Genomic DNA, 17,182 nt, shown 5'->3' on the forward strand with positions numbered 1-17,182 from the left:
CCCTCGTGGCCACCGACCATTTGAGGATTGCCCGGCCAAGGTAGTCAGCATGTAGCGCCCAGTGCAGTTGACGCTCCCAGTAGCGTCTTGAAGGCTTCACAAAGCGAGCAAGTCGAAGCAAGCCGCTAGGAGAGGTCACAACCATGCGACTACGGTTCCTCGGGACGGACTCCGACCAGGGCGGTTGCCCCGCGATGTACGCGACCGACCGCGGCACGTACGTCGTTCAGGGCAAGATCGTCGCGGACGCGACGGCACTCGGCGACGTCCGTGACCTCGCCGACGACGAGACGATCGTAGAAATCGAGCCCGCGCTCGTCCGGCACCTGATCGAGCACTACACCAACCACCACGCGAAGGGGTGACCGTGGCCGAGTTGCTGACTGGCGACGACTTCGGCGCGATCTTCACCACCGTCAACCGCTCAGCGTTCCGGCTGGAACCCAGAGACCGCTACAACGTGCCAGCCGAGCACGAGCGCGTGCGTCGATTTCTGGCAGGCAACCCGGACACGGACTACCTCCTCGCCGCGCACGACTGGGGAACGATGACCCGCGCCGCAGCGGCCGACGGGCGCCCCTTCCAGCGCGTCCGGGTGGTGACGGTGCCGCTCGGCAACTACTCGCGCTACGCCCTGTGGTCCGCGCAGGGTAACCACGCAGCGGACGAGGAGATTCGATATCTAGACCGGGACCAAGCCGCCGCGCTCGGACTACCCGTCCGGCCGCCGCATGACGCCTGGCTCCTCGATGACAACCGAGTCGCCCTCCTCCATTTCGATGATGACGATCAGCTGCTTGGCGCCGAGCTGCTCGATGACCCGGCCACGGTCGAGCAGCACCAGATCTGGCGCGACATCGCATGGAAGGCGTCCGTCAGCCGGGACGAGTTCCTGCGGAGCCTGTGACCGCCGACCATGTCCACGTCCCACCAGCAGGCACGCGAAGCGCTCGGCGTACGGCTGCGCGAGCTGCGGCAAGACGCGCAGCTCGCGCAGCGGCGCCTCGCCGAGATGGCCGGGTGGCACGAGAGCAAGGTCTCGAAGATTGAGCACGGCAGGCAGACACCGAGCGAGGACGACCTGCGCACCTGGTGCCGCCTGGTCGGTGCCGACGACCATGTCCCGGACCTGATCGCGACCGCCCGGGGCATCTCCAGCTCGTACCGTGAGTGGCGTCGCGAGTGGCGCGCCGGCGCCCATCGCCGTCAGCAGACGATCGCGACGCAGGAGGCCGAGACCACGCTGTTCCGGATCTTCGAGCCGATGGTGATCCCGGGCCTGCTCCAGACCCGCGAGTACGCCGCACAGCGGTTCCGGGACAACATCGCGTTCCACGGCACCGGCGGTGACGTCGACACCGCTGTCCAGGCCCGCATGGACCGGCAGGACGTCCTGCGCCGCGGTGACCGTGACCGTCGTTTCCACATGGTCATGTGCGAGGTCGCGCTGACGATAGGCCTCGCCGCCGACGACGTCATGATCGCGCAGCTCGAACGGCTCCTGACCCTGTCGATCCTGCCGCGGCTCAGCCTCGGCATCATCCCCACCCGGGCCCGCCACCGGCGCGCACCACACACAGGGTTCTGGCTGCTCGACGAGCGTCTGGTCCTGGTAGATACCGCAGCGGCCGAGCTGGCGATCACGCAGCCCCGCGAGATCGCGGTGTACGTCCAGGAGTTCGACTGGCTTGCTTCCTCGGCCGTCTACGGGACAGCGGCGCGGGAGCTGATCAGCAGCGCAATCCGGACACTGCGAGCAAGCTGAAGCAAGTTCCTAGCCACACGCGCGAGCGCACGGCCACTGTGGGAGGCACCTCACAAAAAGCGGCCCCGGCCCGCTGCACAACAGCGGGCACCCGGGGCCTGAACGGATGGAGGTCCGTTCTATGAAACCTGCCGCTCCTACGGGGGTTGGTCGGCCCGAACCGGTCCCAGGGCTGGGGACCGGGTATGGGGCGGAGCGGACGCCGTCCGGGCGGACGTGGCTGCGGCGCGGAACGGTGATGCTCGGGTATGTCGAGCAGGACGCGCGCACCCGATCGTGGCGGGCGTTCCGCGCGACGGGTCTGCCTCTCGAGCACACGTCCCGCGCGGACGCCACGGGCGGCTACGGAACCCGTGAGCTCGCCTTGGCTGATGTCGCCACTGACGACGAGGCCCGCCTCAGGGCGCGGGCCGCCGCCGCACGGGACCGGAGCAGGCCATGACCCAGCTGAAGATCGGCGCGTTCAACCACGAGAACGGCGGCAGCGACATCGGCGACTGGGGCCGGCTGATCGACCAGGCGGAGATGCTCGCCCCCCTGGAGCTGAACGTCCTGTTCTCGACGGAGGGCAAGGGATGGCTCGACAACGGGCGTGAGGCGTTGTGGCTGGCCGCGCGCCATCTGGGCATGCATCCGTCGGTGGCGCGTGCGCCCCGGCATGACTGCAACCTGGTCATCTGGACCAATCCCGAGACGGTGCGCATCCGGCGCGAACGCCATCAGGAGGTCCACCCGTGGTGGCACGCCCTGGCCTGCGTCGAGGCGGACGTCGCGGGTGTGGAAGAGCCGGTGTCCCTCGTCGGGTGTCATCTGTCGCCGTTCGACCCGGCGAACCGGGTCTCCGAGGCCCGCGCGCTCACCGACTTCGCCCGGCGACCAGCGGTCATGGGTGGGGACTTCAACGACGAGGGGTTCGGGGACTGGGCGGCGGACCTGTCGGTGCTGTCGCCGGTGCAGCGGTTGCACCGGGACCTTCCGGGCGAGGTGTCGGCCGGGGAGGTGCTCGCGGACGCCGGCTTCACCGATGTCGCCAGCGAGGTGTTCCCCGATCCCGCCGACCGCCGTCCGACCGCGGGGCACGACAACGCGGCCCGGCGCTGCGACCGCCTGTACCTGTCGCCTCCGGCGATGGAGCGATTCCGGCCGGTCGGCTACCAGGTCACCAAGCCAATCCCGAACCTGTCGGACCACAGCCTGATCACCACCGTGCTGGAGGTGCTCCAGTGAACGCCACCATCACCGCCCCCGCCTACCGCCCCCGGTACGGCTCCACCCCCGTGCCGGTCAGCCTCGAGGAGCGGATCGTGCTGCTCGAGCAGCTGTACCCGGGGGGCGTGTTCTGGTGGGGACGGGCCACACGGGAATGGTGGGCGCTGATCGGCACCACCGGGTACGAGGCCCAGACGCTCGACGAGCTTCTCGTCAAGGTCCGCGCGTCGGCCGCTGCGGGCGGACTCCACCGGGCCCACACCACGCCCTTCGCCCCGGCCGCGTCCGCCTCCGCCTCCGCTTTGCAGTGGACCCAGTCCAGCGCAGCGGGACACGCGCCGCGCCACCACCCCTTGGGCTCGGCCACCGCCGAGAGACGTCGTCCGTCTTCCCGCCGAGGTACGTCGACCGGATCACCGGTCGGCGGCCGGGCCGGTGTCGCCGGCTCCTCGAGGGCGTCCGCCGGTTCCTGATCGCCGAAGGGGAGGTCGAGGTCTGGTGAGGATCAACGTCTACCGCACCAAGGACGGCGCCTACTACGGCATCGACGAGCAGGGCCGGGAGTGGGGCGGGTTCAAGCCGTCCATGTTCACCGGCTGGTGGGACGGCTACCTGCCCAACGGCCAGCACAAGGAGTTCTTCGAACCCTCCGGCGACCCGCTGCGTGTCGCCGCACGACTCTGGGGAGCCTGATGCCCACACAGATCAAGGCCGTCGCGTTCGACTACGGCGGCACCATCTCCGCGCCGACGATCGACCGGGTCATCGGACAGAAGCGGCTCGACCCCGCCGCGGTCGAGCCCCTGCACCGGCTCCACACGATGGGGATCCGGCTGGTCCTGGCGAGCAACACCCTCGCCCACGAAACCCGCTGGCCCGCACTCCAGATGGCCGGAGTCGACGACCTGTTCACCGCCGCGCTCCTGTCCGACCCCCTCGGCGTCGCCAAGCCCGACCCCATGTTCTACAAGCTCACCCTCGCCGCCGCCGACTGCGACCCCGACGAGCTGCTGTTCGTCGGCGACAACCTCCGCCATGACGTCACTGAACCCATCTGGCACGGCCTGAGCGGGGCCCTGGTCCGCCCCAACGGGCTGCGGGGCGGTGAGGAACTCCCCGAGGGCGCCCACCTCATCCACCACGTCTACGAACTCCCCGACCTCTTCGCCCGCGCCGACACGGTCAGCGGGAAATAGGCCCCGTCCCCGCGGTCAGCGGCGCGCGCCGCGGGGAGACGGCAACATCCTGAGGCGCGCCGGAGGCAGGACACCATGCCCATGTCCATTCGACCCGATCCGCGCGAGGTGGCCCCGGTGGCCGCTCGCATTCACAACGCGCTCGTCGATGACCCCGAGTACCCCCGTCTCATCGAGGGTTGCGGCCAGTACAACAACGACTGGACCTGCATGACGGGGACGCTCACGGTGTCCTCGTGGGACACCGACCGGGATGCCGTGCCGCTGCTGGGCGAGGCGCTGAAGGCCCTCGCCATCAAGGCAGCCGTGCACCAGCTCACCGGCGACGAGGTCCTGGCCGAGATCCCCGTCGCCAAGCCGGTCGACGAGGTAATGCACGCGGTCCTCGCGCAGCGGACCGCGACCGAGCGGATGGCGGCCCGGTGCGGCTTCCAGGTCGTGCACATGACCGACACCGAGCGCGCCGAGCCGCCGTATGAGGCCGGCGACTACACCACGATGTGCTACGCCAAGGCGTACGGCACCGAGCCGCCGTCGCGGTACTGGCTCGACCACGACGAGCACGACCGCCGCGTCAAGGTGATCGGTGAGCGCCTCGCCCGCGCCGGGATCCGCGACCTGGGGCACCGCCACGACATCGACTTCGAGGAGGCCCTACCGGCGTAGTTCGGTGGCGAGCACGCGCCGCAACGCGGTGACGATCTGCTCGCCGCTGAACCGCTCGCCGGCGATGGTCTCCGCCTGATCCAGGGCGGAGGCCATCGCGTCGTCCGGGGCCGTCCGCAGCATCGCCACCAGCCAACCCTCCAGGTCGTCCACAGACTCCGGCAGCTCAAGCTGCTCCGGCGCGGGGACGAACACCCCGCGCGGCGCGCCAGCCGGACGGCGCGCATGAGCGGGGTCCAGCGGGTCCGGCGGCAACTCGGCCGGGTCGGGCCAGCCGTCTGCCGCAGACGCGTACGGTCCGGGCTCCAGGCCGACACGGAACGGGTGCACGCACACCGGGTGGCCGGTGACGGTGTCGACACGGTAGCCGCGCTCGCGGTCGAAGGTGTAGCGAGCCCCGGGCCGGTCGGCGACGTCGAACTCGCCCACGCCGAGCTTCTGCGCGGGGCAGATCACACAGCAGTCGGCCGTCCACTCGGGGCGTCGGGTATCAGCCACGCCACCAGCATGTCAGCCGTCCGGCCGAAACGCCCCCTGTCCCGTCGAAAGGCGCTGGTCGGAACATGAGGTCGTGAACTGGTGAGGCGCCCGTCCCCCGCGCCGAGTGGTATCCGCGGCGCGGAAGGCCGAGGCAACCGCGGTGACGCACTGGGCAATGCTGGTAATCACGCTGATGGTGTTCAGGAGCCCGACCGTAGAAACATCGTGTGACCGCAGGCAGCCGAGCGGCGTTCTGTGGAAAGCGCAAACGCCCCGTCCTCGGGCCGAAGTACGAGGACGGGGCGCACGATTTGATGAGCTACCTCAGTGGGTAGCATCGGCCTCTGGCTCGCCGCATCCGGCGGCCTTGTACAGCCGCTCGTAGGCTCCGCGCAGCCGACCATATTCACTGCGGGAGAGCTCGCGGTTAGGGAAGTCGAGCTTGAGCTCCTGCGGGTCATGTCCGGTCGTGCTGACCTCCACGTCCGTGTGGAAAGCGTCCGGAACCAGCGTCGTCGCCTCGGGATACGTGACCTTGATCCGGTAGTGGTGGATCCGGCCGCCGGGTTGCTTGAGGCAGCGCTTGGCGCCCGATTCGAACTTCATGTACGCCCCCCGATTGACGCTGGCCCACTGCGGGACCAGGTCATATCTGCGGTCCACCCCGTGGAGGGTTGCGGCGATCAAGTGACCGCCGTCGTAGCCCTTGACGCCGGCCATGTGGCCCGCCTTGCCCTGGCACGAGCCGCGCACGGCCTCGCTGTGGGTCAGGTCGTTGGCCTCGGCTCGCTCGGGGCGGCCCTGAGCGTCGGTCCGGTAGGTCGCGCCGTCTGCGTGGTAGGTGTGCGAGGGGGTGAGGTGCTCCGCGCACGGCGCGGGGTCGATGGGCCCCTGTTCCGCAGGGTGAAGCCCTGAGCGCACCGGCGGAGCAGTGACCGCCGACGCAGACGTTGTGGTCAGCGGGGACACCAATGCTGCGGTGAGCGTGGCGCCGGTGAGCAGGGCGCGGGTAGTGCGGCGAGTGGCCACGAAACCTCCTGGAGCTGGAGAAGCCGCCCGGAAAGACGGCCCCCTCAGACAACAGGCTCGCGACCGTAACGTCACTGACTGTGATGGCGACAGGCGCATCACGCCAGTGACACATGAGGCTGCTGTGACGAGCCCACGCGAAACGCAAGAACGCCCCGCCTCCCGAAGGAGGCGGAGCGTCCGCGTGCCGGTCGAGCTTCCCCGCTCACCGGCCAAAGCCAGGCTACCGCCGGGCGTAGACCGTCCGACTTGGGCCCCGTCCGTCCTCCGCCCGTGCGCGACCGCTCGGACGGGCGGAGACCCGGGGACTTCAGAATCCGTGCGACCGGTGGACGTCAATGTGTGGTCCACGCAGCCCCCGGCCCGCAGCACTCACGCGCAAACCCGTCATCCAGTCGCTGCTGACGGAAACATGGAGCCGATCGCCCGCTGCAAGCTGGCCGCGTTCGGCCTGGGCGGGCACTGAACGACGACGATCACTAGGCCACAGGGCGAAAGTAGGCTCCTGCAATCATCGCCCCGCCCCTGGGGCCCAGGGGGTTTCCGTCCGTCCAGGGGACCGTGCGCCGTTCCAAGGCGCGTGCGCATGCAGCCTCAGCGCTGCACTTCCCCTCGTACTCGCCCACGACGTCAGTGATCATGTCGGCGACCGGACGTGGCAGTCCATGCGTCTGGCGGTTGGTCACCTGCTCGTTGGACGCCTTGGTCACGTAGGGCTTGGCGAGGTAGGGGATGTCGGTGAGGCGCGTCTCCTGGGTGTCGTGAAAGAGGCTGAGGAGCGCGGCGCGAGCGGGGTCGGCCCCTTCGAGGGCGGCGAGCACGCTCGCGATGACAGCGGCGCGCAGCGAGTGGTCCGCGATGCTCTCCGGGTTGTTGACCCCGGCGACCAGCCAGCCCGTCCGCTTGTAGCGCTTGAGAAGCCCGATCTCATAGAGGAAGCCCGTCAAACGTTCGGTCTCGTCCGCCATACGGAGACCGTAGAACACTTCTGCGGTTCGGTAGCGCCTCTGGGGCGAGCTCTCCCCCGTCGAGGATGCGGCCTGTGCCCCCGAAAAGCTGCTCGACCGCCCCAAGAACGGAATCGGGAGCAGCTTGACGACAGCGTCACGAGGTAGCGTCGGGTGGGTGAGGCACGGCGTCCCTTCTGAGCGAACCAAGTGGACGATCCATGGCGAGCGTGTCGTCGATGAGAACCGGCACATCAAGCTGTCGATCGCGAGTGTTGAACTGCCCAACGGGCTCGCTTTCGACCAGTACGTCGTCCGCATCCCCCGGTGCGTGATGACCGCCGTCCTGGATGAGGAAGGAGAGCGCATCCTTCTGATCTGGCGACATCGCTTCATCGTGGACCAATGGGGCTGGGAGGTTCCGGGTGGCTACGCCGACCCTGGCGAGGACCCGGCGGAGGCTGCTGCCCGTGAGGTCGTTGAGGAGACCGGATGGCGTCCGCGCAGCATGGAGTTCCTGCTGTCCTACCAGCCGATGATCGGGTCGGCCAACGCACCGCAAGATCTGTACGTGGCGCGCGGGGCCGACCTCGTTGGGGAACCTCATGTCGATGAAGCGGAAGTGGTCCGCTGGGTTCCGCTCGCCGAGGCGCAAGAGCTGATTCGGGCTGGGAAGATCCTCGGGGCGGCGACGGTCATGGCCGTTCTCCACGCACTCGCAGCGCGGGCAGGCGCTCTTCCGCATGGCTCATGAACTCGCCGACTATCGGATCGCCGTCGTAGGGACCCAAAGCGCCAACGACGTCGCGGATGTAGCGATAGACCCGCACGGAGGTCACCGGCGCCTGCACCGATCCGCTCCCGGGACTTCACCCGCGTCGATGTGTGGGCAGTGATCCACGCGCAGCCGCGTGGAACCGCGAGCCAAGAACGTGCAGGCGCCCCGTCGGACGCCAACTTGCGCCCTGCTCGTCAGGTGATGGCAGGCTCCACAGCCTTGAGCCGATCGAGCAGCTCCGCGGCGCCGCGTTGGTCCGCGAGGAGTTGAGGCCCAGCGGGGTCTTTGCTGTCCCGGAAGGCAAGACGGCCATCCGGTAGCACGCTGACCTCTACACAGTCCTGTTCCTGGGTGTAGGAAGACTTTCGCCAGCGACGTTCCCAAGTGACTGCATCCTGTAGCACACGAGTGACCGTATCCCGTCTACCCGTCGACGGGCGGACGTCGTCGAGCGATGGTCGGGACGGAAGCGCAATAACGCGCAACGCAGTGCACGGAGGCTCTCCATGGCCCTAGTGTTGATCGCGTTGGCCCCTGGCACGGACGGCGACCACTGTCCTGCTCTCATCCTCGACACCGACACGGGTGACCTTGTCGTCCAGGGCGAGGAAGTGGCCGACCCAAGCTGCGCGCGGACGTGAACGGACTCAGCCCCACGGGTCCCCGGGAGACCGTAGTGAGGCTGCCCGCCAGGATGCGGAACGTCATCATGCGAGCGCTGATGGAGGAAGGCGATGCGGACGCTGGAGTTGCCGAGCTTCGCTGAGTTGATCAACGGATGCTCCGAGTCGGCACTCCACTTGGAGATGCGGGACACCTACGTTCCGTCAGATCCCTCATTCGTCACCTTCACGGGCGGGCCGCCGTTCGATCGCACCGATCGTGAGTCCCGATGGCACGAGCTGATCGGAGGGGTCGTGTCCCGCGGAGTCCGGGTACGGCGGGCTCGGGTCATCTCCGAGCCTGTCACCGACTACATCCGCTTCGAGTACGCGGTGACCGAGTCCATGAACCTGACCGCCGGGGAGGAGGTCCGCTGGCTTCCCCGGCGGTCAGGCCGCCGACCTGCTCCTGCCCGGGAACGACTACTGGTCCTTCGACGACAGGTTGGTTCGCTTCCACCATTTCGCCAGCGACGGCAAGCACGTGCGGGGCGAACTGACCGACGAGCGCGACATCGTCACCCCGTGCCGGGCCTCTTTCGAGGCCGTCTGGGGACGCGCAGTCGACCACTCGGACTATCACCCTGCCTGACTCAGGCAGACTCAGACATCGGAGACAGGTTCCTTGCCATCGTCACCGTCTCCGTCCTCCTCGGTTCAAGCCGCCCGGCAGGCCCTCGCGGATCATCTCAAGGAGATACGCGAGGGCTCCGGCCTGAAAGCAGTGGATCTGGCCGGCGCTCTCGGCTGCCACAAGTCGAAGATCAGCCGGATCGAGAATGCGGTGCAGCCGGTCACCCAGGCCGACATCCAAATGTGGTGTACCGCCTGCAACGCAGACGAGCGGGCCCCTGACTTGATCGCCGCTCTGCGGAACATCGACAGCGCCTACGTCGAGTGGCGTCGCTTGGAGACCACGGGGCTGCGCAGACTTCAGGAGTCGTCCATCCCTCTGTACGAGCGGACGCGCTGGATGCGCGTCTACCAGGCTCAAGTCGTTCCCGGGTTGCTCCAGCGGCCGATGTACGTTCGCGCTCTCCTGTCGTCGATCACGCGGTTCCGGCAACTCCCCGACGACGTCGTGCAAGCTGTTGACGCACGCCTCGCTCGCCGGAAATTCCTCACCGAAGGAAGGCACACGTTCGCATTCCTTTTGGAGGAGTGCGTGTTGAAGCACCGGATCGGGGACACGGACACCATGCGCGATCAACTTGCGCATCTACTCGAAATGATGGCGATGCCGTCAGTCAGCATAGGTGTGATACCCGAGACGGCAGATCGCCCGATGTGGCCGATTGAGAGCTTCACGATCTACGACGACTCCGAAGCACGTCTTGAGCTGCTGACTGCCCGCGTTGCCGTGACGGCTCCGGGCGAGATCGGGTTGTACGAGCGCGCGTTTGACGAACTGTCAGAGTTTTGCGTCTTCGGTGAATCGGCGCAGGCTCTCATCAGGGCCGCCCACCGGGATCACTAGGCATCGCGCAACCCGCGCGCAACTTGGCGCAACATCCTCGACCCCGCGCGGTTGAAGGCGTCAAAGTCGAAGAGCGCAAGCCCATCACGGGCAGCGACGGGTGGACGTGGCATCCAGATGGAACTCCCGCGTCTACCGGGCCCGTGAAGCGGCCCCGGTCCGCTGCCCGACAGCGGGTACCCGGGGCCTGAACGGATGGAGGTCCGTTCTATGCACGATGGTATGAATCCTGCCGTCCCTGTGAGGGCGGGGCAGCTCGAATCGGTCCCCGAACTCGGGACCGGGTACGCGGCGGAGCGGACGCCGTCTGGGCGGACGTGGCTGCGGCACGGAACGGTGATGCTCGGGTACGTCGAGCACGACTCCCGCAGTGAGGAGTGGCGGGCGTTCCGTGCGACGGGGATGCCGCTGAAGCACGAGCCGCGGGTGAGCGCCGCAGGGACCTACCGGACCCGCGACCTCGCCTTGGCCGACATCGCCGACGACTACGGGCGGGTCGTCCGGGCGCGTTCCGCGCGGGACGGGAGCGCGTCGTGACCTCTCTGCGTGTCGGTGCGTTCAACCACGAGAACGGCGGCAGCGACCTGGGCGGCTGGGGTCGGCTGATCGACCAGGCGGAGATGCTCGCGCCCCTGGAGCTGGACGTCTTGTTCTCGACCGAGGGCAAGCGGTGGCTGGACAACGGGCGTGAGGGGTTGTGGGCTCTGGGGCGGCGGCTGGGCATGTTCCCGTCGGTCGCGGTTGCGCCGCGGCATGACTGCAACGTGGTGGTCTGGACTCGCCCCGACACCGTCCAGATTCGGCGTGAGCGTCACCAGACGATGCATCCGTGGTGGCATGCCTTGGGCGTGGTCGAGGCCACCGCCGACGGCATTGACGAGCCGATCTGCCTGGTCGGCTGCCATCTGTCGCCGTTCGACCCGGCGAACCGGGTCTCCGAGGCTCGCGCGCTCACCGACTTCGCCCGGCGGCCAGCGGTCATGGGTGGGGACTTCAACGACGAGGGGTTCGGGGACTGGGCGGCGGACGTGTCGGTGCTGTCGCCGGTGCAGCGGTTGCGCCGGGACCTTCCGGGTGAGGCGTCGGCCGCGGGGGTGCTCGCGGAGGCCGGCTTCACCGATGTCGCCGCCGAGGTGTTCCCCGATCCCGCCGACCGGCGCCCGACCGCGGGGCACGACAACGCGGCCCGGCGCTGCGACCGCCTGTACCTGTCGCCTCCGGCGCTGGAGTGGTTCCGGCCGGTCGGCTACCAGGTGAGCACGCCGAACCCGAACCTGTCGGACCACAGCCTGATCACCACCGTGCTGGAGGTGTTCCAGTGAATGCCACCATCACCGCCCCCGCCTACCGCCCCCGGTACGGCTCCACCCCCGCGCCGGTCAGCCTCGAGGAGCGGATCGCGCTGCTCGAACGGCAGTACCCCGGGGTCGTGTTCTGGTGGGGCCGGGCCACATGGGAATGGTGGGCGCTGATCGGCACCGCCGGGTATGAGGCGCAGACGCTCGACGACCTGCTCGTCAAGGTCCGCGTGGCGCTCGCACCCGCCGCCCCGGGCAGACCCCACGGGACCCACACTGCGCTCTTCGCCCCGGCCACGCCCGCTTCGCAGCGGACCCAGGCCAGCGCGGCGGGATACCCGCCGCGCTGTCACGCCCTGGGCTCGGCCCGCCGCCCCGGTGAGTCGTCTTTCTTCCAGCCGTGGTGTGTCGATCGGATCACTGGTGGGCGGCCGGGGCGGTGTCGTCGGCTGCTGGAGGGCGTCCGCCGGTTTCTGATCGTTGAGGGGGACGAGGTCTGGTGAAGATCAACGTCTACCGCACCGTGCACGGGGACTACGTCGGCATCGACGAGTGGAACCGGGAGTGGGGCGGGTTCAAGCCTTCACGCACCTGTACCGGCTGGTGGGACGCCTACCTGCCGGACGGCCGCAGAAAGGAACTGTTCGAGCCCAGCGGTGACCCCCTGCGCGTCGCCCAACGACTCTTCTCGGAGGCATGATGCCCGCACCGGCGATCAAAGCCGTGGCGTTCGACTATGGCGGCACCATCTCCGCCCCCGAGATCAACCGGATCATCGGGCAAAAGCCCCTCGACCTCACCGCGGTCGAACCCCTCCACCGACTCCACACGATGGGGATCCGGCTGATCCTGGCCAGCAACACCATCCACATCGAGACCCGCTGGCCCGCCCTGCAGATGGCGGGAGTCGAGCACCTGTTCACCGCCGCGCTGCTGTCGGACTCCCTGGGAGTCGCCAAACCCGATCCGCTGTTCTACAAGCTCACCCTCACCGCCGCCGACTGCGACCCCGGAGAGCTGCTGTTCGTGGGCGACAACCTGCGCCACGACGTCACCGAACCGATCCGGCACGGCATCCGCGGAGCCCTGGTCCGCCCCAACGGACTGCGGAGCAACGAACACCTCCCCGAAGGCGTCGACCTCATCCGCCACGTCTCCGAACTTCCCAACCTCCTCACCCGCAGGAAGGTCACCTCGTCATGAGCACGGACGATTCCTGACGGCGGCGGTGAGAGCACCGCCGCGCCGTCCGGGTCCGGGGCACTGCCCTTGACGAATCGAAATTTGGTCACTGTCAGTATCAGTCTGGATCCGAATTGCCTGAACGTGAACCATCCGGACGTCAACAGGACAGCCGCTACACCTGGTGCGAAACGCCGCCCGAACCGGCTCGGTCCATGGTCCGCTACCTCAAGGTTTTCGGCCTGGAGTTCGGGTGCTTCGACTTCGGGCTCACCGAGCGGGACGAGCCTGTGTTCTTCGAGTGCAACCCGAACGGCCAGTGGTCGTGGCTGGAGGAACGGACCGGGGCCCCGATCGCCGGGGACGTTCGCGGAACTCCTTGAGGGAGGGGCATGAGCAGGGTGGACGATGGCGTTGAGCGGCTGGCCGATGTGCTGGAGGCCGGCGGGGAGCTGACCGACCGATCGTGGCGGCGGACGATGCGGGCTGTGCCTCGTCATCTGTTCGTCCCCGATCGTGGGTACGCGTTGCCGTGTCGCGTGGCTGACGGGCCGCCCGCTCGTCCGATCGACCGGGTCGGCGACCCCGACGGCTGGTGGGACGCCGTCTACTCGAACATGGCGGTCATCACCCAGCGGGACGACGGTGCGTCCGACCCGGCATCCGCGCAGGGGGACCCTTCGTCCTCGAATTCGGCTCCCGGGGTCGTCCTCCCTTTCCTGGAGCTTCTCGCGCTGCGTGAGGGGGAACGCGTCCTCGACGTCGGCACCGGGACCGGGTGGACGGCCGCGCTTCTGGCCGAGCGGGTCGGCGCGGGGAACGTCGTCAGTGTGGAGATCGACCCCGAGGTGGCCGCGCGTGCCGCCGCGAACCTCCAGGCAGCGGGGTACTCTCCGACGCTCGTGGTCGGGGACGGGAGCGAGGGGTGGCCGCAGGGAGCCCCCTACGACGCCATCCACGTGACCGCCGGTGTACGCGACATCCCCCCTGCCTGGCTGAAGCAACTCCGTCCCGGCGGACGCGTGGTGATGCCCTGGATGCCCGAGGGCATCGGCGGGTACCGGCTCAGGCTGACCGTCACCCCCGAAGGGCACGGCGTCGGCACCTTCCACGGTCGCGCCGGGTACATGATGCTGCGGTCCCAGCGCTCGTCCCCGATCTGGGCCGCTCACCACCGGGACGACGCGCGGGTGACCACCACGCACCAGGACCCTGCGCGGATCGCGGACGCAGGGGAAGGCGCAGAACTTGCGCTGGTCATGCACGTCCCCGACCTGTTCCTCCTGTACTCCCCCAACGCGGACGGCACGACGTCCTACCTGGCGGCCGAGGCGAGCGATCCGCGGGGGTCATGGGCGTCCTGCGAGCCGGGCCCGACCGGGGAGCACACCGTCACCCAGTACGGCGAGCGCCGCCTGTGGGACGAGGTCGAGCGGGCATTCGCCTGGTGGTCCGGGCAGGGCTCCCCCGGACCGGACCGGTTCCGTCTCCTCGTCACCGACCAGGAGACCCGGCTCTGCCTTGGCGACGACCCGGCGATGGGGGTGCCGCTCAGATAAGGGTGCTCAGGGTGGCGGCCATGGCGAAGCCGACTGCCGAGAGGATCGTCTCCAGGACCGTCCTGGTCTTGAGGGTGTCTCGGACGGTGAGGTTGAAGGAGCGGGAGACGATCCAGAAGCCGCCGTCGTTGACGTGGGAGGCGAGGTCGACGAGCCGCGCGCAGGGCCGGGTCAGGCTGCGAGGTCGTCGCGGCAATTGCCGCACAGGCCGTCCGGTGTTGCGGCGCGGAGTGGGCGCGCGCAGTCGGCGCATTCGGTCCAGCGGGCGGCAGCGGGTGACGGTGCGATGTGAAGCCCGTGCTGGGTGGTGGCCGGGCTGGCCTTCTGACGGTCGCGGATGGCGGCGGCGGCCTTCCAGACGGGCAGGTGTTGGGTCAGCCGGTGCCGGATGAGTGCGGCGGCTGACCGGATTTCGGTGGGCAGGTTGCTGGTCAGGGTGCGGTGGATCTGGTCGGGCGTGATGTCGGCGGCGAGCGCCTGTTCGCAGAGGGCGGCGAGTTCGGGTAGCGCGGCTGCGGTGATGGTCAGCCGTGGTTCACGTGCGGCGAGGTTGATGAGCAGGCGTGTTCCGGCGGTGAGTGCGGCGGGCGCGAGCGGCTGCGCCGCGGGTCGGGTGGTTTGTGGTGTGGGCGGGGTCGGTTCGGCTGGCGGTGTGGAGGGGTTCGCCGCGTCGGGGGCGGGTTCGGGTGCGGGTTCGGGTGCTGCGGTGGGGGGTTCGTGTGTTGCGTCCGGAACATCCTGGTCGGTGGGCTGTTCGTTTTCGGTGGTGGGGATGTCGCGGACGGTGGTGCGTGTGATGACGCGGCCGTCGGTGAGGCGGATGACGCGGCGGGTCAGGTATCCGGCCGTCTCGAGTTCGCGGAGGGCGCGGCCGATGGCGATCTCGCCTTCGTTGAGTCGTGTGGCGAGGCCGCGGATGGAGACGTCCGCGCCGTCCGGGAGTGACAGCAGCAGGAGGCCCAGGCCACGGGCGCGTAGGCTCAGGTGGGTGTGCTGGGCGAGGTCGTTGGGGACGACCGTGAAGCGGCTGGTGTGCCGGGTGCGGACCCGGCGCATCCCGCGCGGCGGGCGGCACGCCCTGGCCGGGGATGACGGCGCTTCAGTCGGCGCGATAGCATCGCGTTCAACCACCTGGACTCCTTGTAAGTCTGGCTGGCCAGACCCTCAGCCGGTGTTGGTAGCACCGCTGGGGGTCGCTTCGTTTATGGGGTGCGGTCGAGACGATACACCGACCGACCGGCCACGAAGCGGCCAATCCGTGAACGGCTTCGTGCTGGTGGAGGGGTTTCTTTCACCGAAGTACTTTTCAAGGTCACACGGTTTGCCGGGGTTCGGCGCACCGGGTCGCGGGTTCCCACGACCCGGTGCGAACTGGGCGAACCTCACGCCGAGCGCTCAGGCGCGGCACACCTTGCCGGACAGGGCGCGGACCGTCACCTCAGGAGATCGGCCCGACCAGGGTCACGCTCCACCCGCAAATCCGACCAGCTTCCTCATACGGGTGTGATTCGCCTCAGTTCCCCAGCTGTACGGATTGGAAGGGGTTCATTGCGTCCTGCATGGCCTGGATCTGCTCGGGGGACTCCTCCCACCAGCCATTGCGACAGGTACGTCCGGTGGGGTCTTGGGCTCCTTCGGAGAACTTCCCCTCCCCTTCGGTCTCTCCGTTGGGTCCGGGATACATCGAGCTGTAGGCAAGCCTGCAGTCACGAGCTGCGGTGGTACGAGCCTCAGCGGGCAGTGCCGTGAGCAGCAGAGCGGCGCTCACTGCAAACACGCTGGTACCGAGTACGCCCCGGCGCAGAGTAATGTTCACGATGGCAGTTCCTTTCTGGCCTGTCTGCTATGTCGCACGATTGGGCATAATCGCTTCCCGGGACCGCCCAGGCGGCGGAGGATCGGCAAACACAATGCCTGTTTCCCCCGGCGCCGATCGCCCCTACTCGGGTTTCTCGATCAAGCCCAACTCACCTGCAGGCTGCCCTTCTCTCCGCCGCCGCGAACTCATAGCCCGGCAAAGCGGCGGTCATTCGAACTTGCATCAGCGCTCTCTTGGCCTGCAATTACGCCGAAAGTGGCAGGTAGGCGCTGATGCAAGTTCGAGACTCTCTGTCACGGTGTACGACCGCATGGACGGGCCGGGCCCCATGGGTCCAGGAACGGCGATGGTTGGAGCGCCTGCTTCTGCCTTGGGCCGTTCGATGGGACCGACGTCGTCAGGCAGTGGCTACGCCCAGGCGGGGTCACGGCCGGTCAGGCCGAGGATGCGGTCCATGGTGGGTGCGTCGGCCGGCACCGCGACCAGCGGTCCGTACAGGCCCATCCCCCGCCCCTGCTCCACGGCGGCGAACATCGTGTCGTGCAGATGAGCCAGCAGGTCGGCGGGCAGTTCCAGCTTCTGCCCGGTCGCGACCGCCAGGTCCCAGGCGTGTACGGCCAGCTCACCGACGATCATGTCGCCCATGACGGACGCGGGCAGCGTCTGCGGCGTGCCCATGCTCGTCTCGCCCTTCCAGGCGCTCGGCGGCGCCCATGACGACGTGATGTCGTCCAGGAGGGCGAGCAGGTGGCGGCGCCAGTCGTCGGCCGTCAGGTCCACATCGGCCTCGGCGGCCGCCGGCTGTGGAACGGACTCCTTGTGGCCGGCACCAGCGAGCGACGGACCCCAGAACAGGAGGTGGTTGACCAATGCCCGCACGTCGTACTCCGTGCACGGAGTCTTGTTGGCGAGCTGGTCGTCGGTGATCGCACGGGCGACCGCGGCCATGGCCTCGACCGCACGAGTTAGGTGTGACATGGCGGCCACGCTAAAGGTTGTCCCGTAATGATCAGGGCATGCAGGTCGGGGATGTTGCGGCGGGCCTGTTGGTGGGGTGTCGTGCCGGTTGTTGGTTCAGTCGGTCATGGCCAGGTTGCGCATGAGGGCGATGCCGC

At 68.6% G+C, this 17,182-nt stretch carries 26 protein-coding genes and 1 pseudogene; 20 read left to right on the forward strand and 7 right to left on the reverse strand.

Annotated features, from left to right (window positions below):
• Positions 1–143 precede the first annotated feature (143 nt).
• The 8 genes from EBO15_RS24640 to EBO15_RS24680 all read left to right on the forward strand — a co-directional run bounded on the left by EBO15_RS24640 (position 144) and on the right by EBO15_RS24680 (position 4,836).
• The gene (locus tag EBO15_RS24640) at positions 144–365 is read left to right on the forward strand and encodes a hypothetical protein (RefSeq protein ID WP_122196810.1); all 222 of its coding nucleotides are present in this window, start codon (positions 144–146) and stop codon (positions 363–365) included.
• A gap of 2 nt (positions 366–367) precedes the next feature.
• Positions 368–907, forward strand: coding sequence for a DUF6879 family protein (locus tag EBO15_RS24645; RefSeq protein ID WP_199744786.1), 540 nt, complete (start codon positions 368–370; stop codon positions 905–907).
• 9 nt (positions 908–916) lie between these two features.
• Complete coding sequence (locus EBO15_RS24650; RefSeq protein WP_122196811.1) at positions 917–1,765, forward strand: helix-turn-helix domain-containing protein; 849 nt, start codon at positions 917–919, stop codon at positions 1,763–1,765.
• 438 nt (positions 1,766–2,203) lie between these two features.
• Positions 2,204–2,992 (forward strand): endonuclease/exonuclease/phosphatase family protein, encoded by a 789-nt coding sequence (locus EBO15_RS24660; protein ID WP_122196813.1) that lies wholly within the window; start codon positions 2,204–2,206, stop codon positions 2,990–2,992.
• Positions 2,989–3,447, forward strand: a complete 459-nt coding sequence (locus EBO15_RS24665) for a hypothetical protein (RefSeq protein WP_122196814.1) — start codon at positions 2,989–2,991, stop codon at positions 3,445–3,447. The genes EBO15_RS24660 and EBO15_RS24665 overlap by 4 nt, the downstream gene beginning before the upstream one ends.
• A 25-nt stretch (positions 3,448–3,472) precedes the next feature.
• Positions 3,473–3,667, forward strand: a complete 195-nt coding sequence (locus EBO15_RS24670; RefSeq protein ID WP_122196815.1) for a hypothetical protein — start codon at positions 3,473–3,475, stop codon at positions 3,665–3,667.
• Positions 3,667–4,170: an HAD family hydrolase gene (locus EBO15_RS24675; protein WP_122196816.1), complete on the forward strand. Its 504-nt coding sequence runs from the start codon at positions 3,667–3,669 to the stop codon at positions 4,168–4,170. Before EBO15_RS24670 ends, EBO15_RS24675 begins: the two co-directional genes overlap by 1 nt.
• Positions 4,171–4,287: 117 nt before the next feature.
• On the forward strand, positions 4,288–4,836 hold the full coding sequence (locus tag EBO15_RS24680; protein ID WP_122196817.1) for a hypothetical protein: 549 nt from the start codon (positions 4,288–4,290) through the stop codon (positions 4,834–4,836).
• On the opposite strand, the gene EBO15_RS24685 is transcribed toward EBO15_RS24680, so the two are convergent.
• The 3 genes from EBO15_RS24685 to EBO15_RS24695 form a co-directional block, all read right to left on the reverse strand.
• The gene (locus tag EBO15_RS24685) at positions 4,825–5,334 is read right to left on the reverse strand and encodes a hypothetical protein (RefSeq protein ID WP_122196818.1); all 510 of its coding nucleotides are present in this window, start codon (positions 5,332–5,334) and stop codon (positions 4,825–4,827) included. The two genes, EBO15_RS24680 and EBO15_RS24685, sit on opposite strands and share 12 nt — an antisense overlap.
• Positions 5,335–5,640: 306 nt before the next feature.
• A complete protein-coding gene (locus tag EBO15_RS24690) occupies positions 5,641–6,345 on the reverse strand; it encodes a DNA/RNA non-specific endonuclease (RefSeq protein WP_158628349.1) in 705 nt (234 codons plus the stop codon).
• A gap of 479 nt (positions 6,346–6,824) precedes the next feature.
• Positions 6,825–7,313 (reverse strand): HD domain-containing protein, encoded by a 489-nt coding sequence (locus EBO15_RS24695; protein ID WP_122196838.1) that lies wholly within the window; start codon positions 7,311–7,313, stop codon positions 6,825–6,827.
• 157 nt (positions 7,314–7,470) lie between these two features.
• Here EBO15_RS24695 and EBO15_RS24700 point away from each other — a divergent pair, with 157 nt between their 5' ends.
• The gene (locus tag EBO15_RS24700; RefSeq protein ID WP_122196820.1) at positions 7,471–8,046 is read left to right on the forward strand and encodes an NUDIX hydrolase; all 576 of its coding nucleotides are present in this window, start codon (positions 7,471–7,473) and stop codon (positions 8,044–8,046) included.
• Between the two features lie 218 nt (positions 8,047–8,264).
• On the opposite strand, the gene EBO15_RS46875 is transcribed toward EBO15_RS24700, so the two are convergent.
• Positions 8,265–8,474 carry a DUF397 domain-containing protein gene (locus EBO15_RS46875; RefSeq protein WP_122196821.1) on the reverse strand — a complete coding sequence of 70 codons (210 nt, stop codon included), beginning with the start codon at positions 8,472–8,474 and terminating at the stop codon, positions 8,265–8,267.
• A gap of 102 nt (positions 8,475–8,576) precedes the next feature.
• On the opposite strand from EBO15_RS46875, the gene EBO15_RS46880 reads away from it, so the two are divergent.
• The 11 genes and pseudogenes from EBO15_RS46880 to EBO15_RS24745 all read left to right on the forward strand — a co-directional run bounded on the left by EBO15_RS46880 (position 8,577) and on the right by EBO15_RS24745 (position 14,248).
• Entirely contained in the window at positions 8,577–8,711 is a 135-nt protein-coding gene (locus EBO15_RS46880; RefSeq protein ID WP_267898427.1) for a hypothetical protein, read from the forward strand.
• Between the two features lie 165 nt (positions 8,712–8,876).
• A pseudogene (locus tag EBO15_RS47115) lies at positions 8,877–9,059 on the forward strand (DUF6879 family protein); the annotation flags it as partial.
• A 118-nt stretch (positions 9,060–9,177) separates the two neighbouring features.
• Positions 9,178–9,324, forward strand: coding sequence for a DUF6879 family protein (locus EBO15_RS47120; RefSeq protein ID WP_325051940.1), 147 nt, complete (start codon positions 9,178–9,180; stop codon positions 9,322–9,324).
• A 33-nt stretch (positions 9,325–9,357) separates the two neighbouring features.
• Positions 9,358–10,209 carry a helix-turn-helix domain-containing protein gene (locus EBO15_RS24715; protein ID WP_122196822.1) on the forward strand — a complete coding sequence of 284 codons (852 nt, stop codon included), beginning with the start codon at positions 9,358–9,360 and terminating at the stop codon, positions 10,207–10,209.
• Between the two features lie 222 nt (positions 10,210–10,431).
• Positions 10,432–10,746, forward strand: coding sequence for a hypothetical protein (locus EBO15_RS24720; protein WP_147481636.1), 315 nt, complete (start codon positions 10,432–10,434; stop codon positions 10,744–10,746).
• The gene (locus EBO15_RS24725; protein ID WP_122196824.1) at positions 10,743–11,531 is read left to right on the forward strand and encodes an endonuclease/exonuclease/phosphatase family protein; all 789 of its coding nucleotides are present in this window, start codon (positions 10,743–10,745) and stop codon (positions 11,529–11,531) included. The genes EBO15_RS24720 and EBO15_RS24725 overlap by 4 nt, the downstream gene beginning before the upstream one ends.
• Positions 11,528–12,010, forward strand: coding sequence for a hypothetical protein (locus EBO15_RS24730; RefSeq protein ID WP_122196825.1), 483 nt, complete (start codon positions 11,528–11,530; stop codon positions 12,008–12,010). Before EBO15_RS24725 ends, EBO15_RS24730 begins: the two co-directional genes overlap by 4 nt.
• A complete protein-coding gene (locus tag EBO15_RS24735) occupies positions 12,007–12,207 on the forward strand; it encodes a hypothetical protein (RefSeq protein ID WP_122196826.1) in 201 nt (66 codons plus the stop codon). The genes EBO15_RS24730 and EBO15_RS24735 overlap by 4 nt, the downstream gene beginning before the upstream one ends.
• Positions 12,204–12,710, forward strand: coding sequence for an HAD family hydrolase (locus EBO15_RS24740; protein WP_122196827.1), 507 nt, complete (start codon positions 12,204–12,206; stop codon positions 12,708–12,710). Before EBO15_RS24735 ends, EBO15_RS24740 begins: the two co-directional genes overlap by 4 nt.
• Positions 12,711–12,904: 194 nt before the next feature.
• Complete coding sequence (locus EBO15_RS44410) at positions 12,905–13,072, forward strand: hypothetical protein (RefSeq protein ID WP_158628350.1); 168 nt, start codon at positions 12,905–12,907, stop codon at positions 13,070–13,072.
• A gap of 9 nt (positions 13,073–13,081) precedes the next feature.
• On the forward strand, positions 13,082–14,248 hold the full coding sequence (locus EBO15_RS24745) for a methyltransferase domain-containing protein (protein ID WP_122196828.1): 1,167 nt from the start codon (positions 13,082–13,084) through the stop codon (positions 14,246–14,248).
• Here EBO15_RS24745 and EBO15_RS24750 read toward each other — a convergent pair.
• From EBO15_RS24750 to EBO15_RS24760, 3 genes are all read right to left on the reverse strand, one after another.
• Positions 14,241–14,444, reverse strand: a complete 204-nt coding sequence (locus tag EBO15_RS24750) for a GntP family permease (RefSeq protein WP_233616408.1) — start codon at positions 14,442–14,444, stop codon at positions 14,241–14,243. The two genes, EBO15_RS24745 and EBO15_RS24750, sit on opposite strands and share 8 nt — an antisense overlap.
• A complete protein-coding gene (locus EBO15_RS24755) occupies positions 14,420–15,379 on the reverse strand; it encodes a helix-turn-helix domain-containing protein (RefSeq protein WP_147481637.1) in 960 nt (319 codons plus the stop codon). Before EBO15_RS24755 ends, EBO15_RS24750 begins: the two co-directional genes overlap by 25 nt.
• Positions 15,380–16,475: 1,096 nt before the next feature.
• Positions 16,476–17,045, reverse strand: coding sequence for a TIGR03086 family metal-binding protein (locus EBO15_RS24760; RefSeq protein ID WP_122196839.1), 570 nt, complete (start codon positions 17,043–17,045; stop codon positions 16,476–16,478).
• Positions 17,046–17,182: the final 137 nt, after the last annotated feature.

Origin of the sequence: Actinomadura harenae, assembly GCF_003696215.1 — a bacterium.
Classification (GTDB): domain Bacteria; phylum Actinomycetota; class Actinomycetes; order Streptosporangiales; family Streptosporangiaceae; genus Spirillospora; species Spirillospora harenae.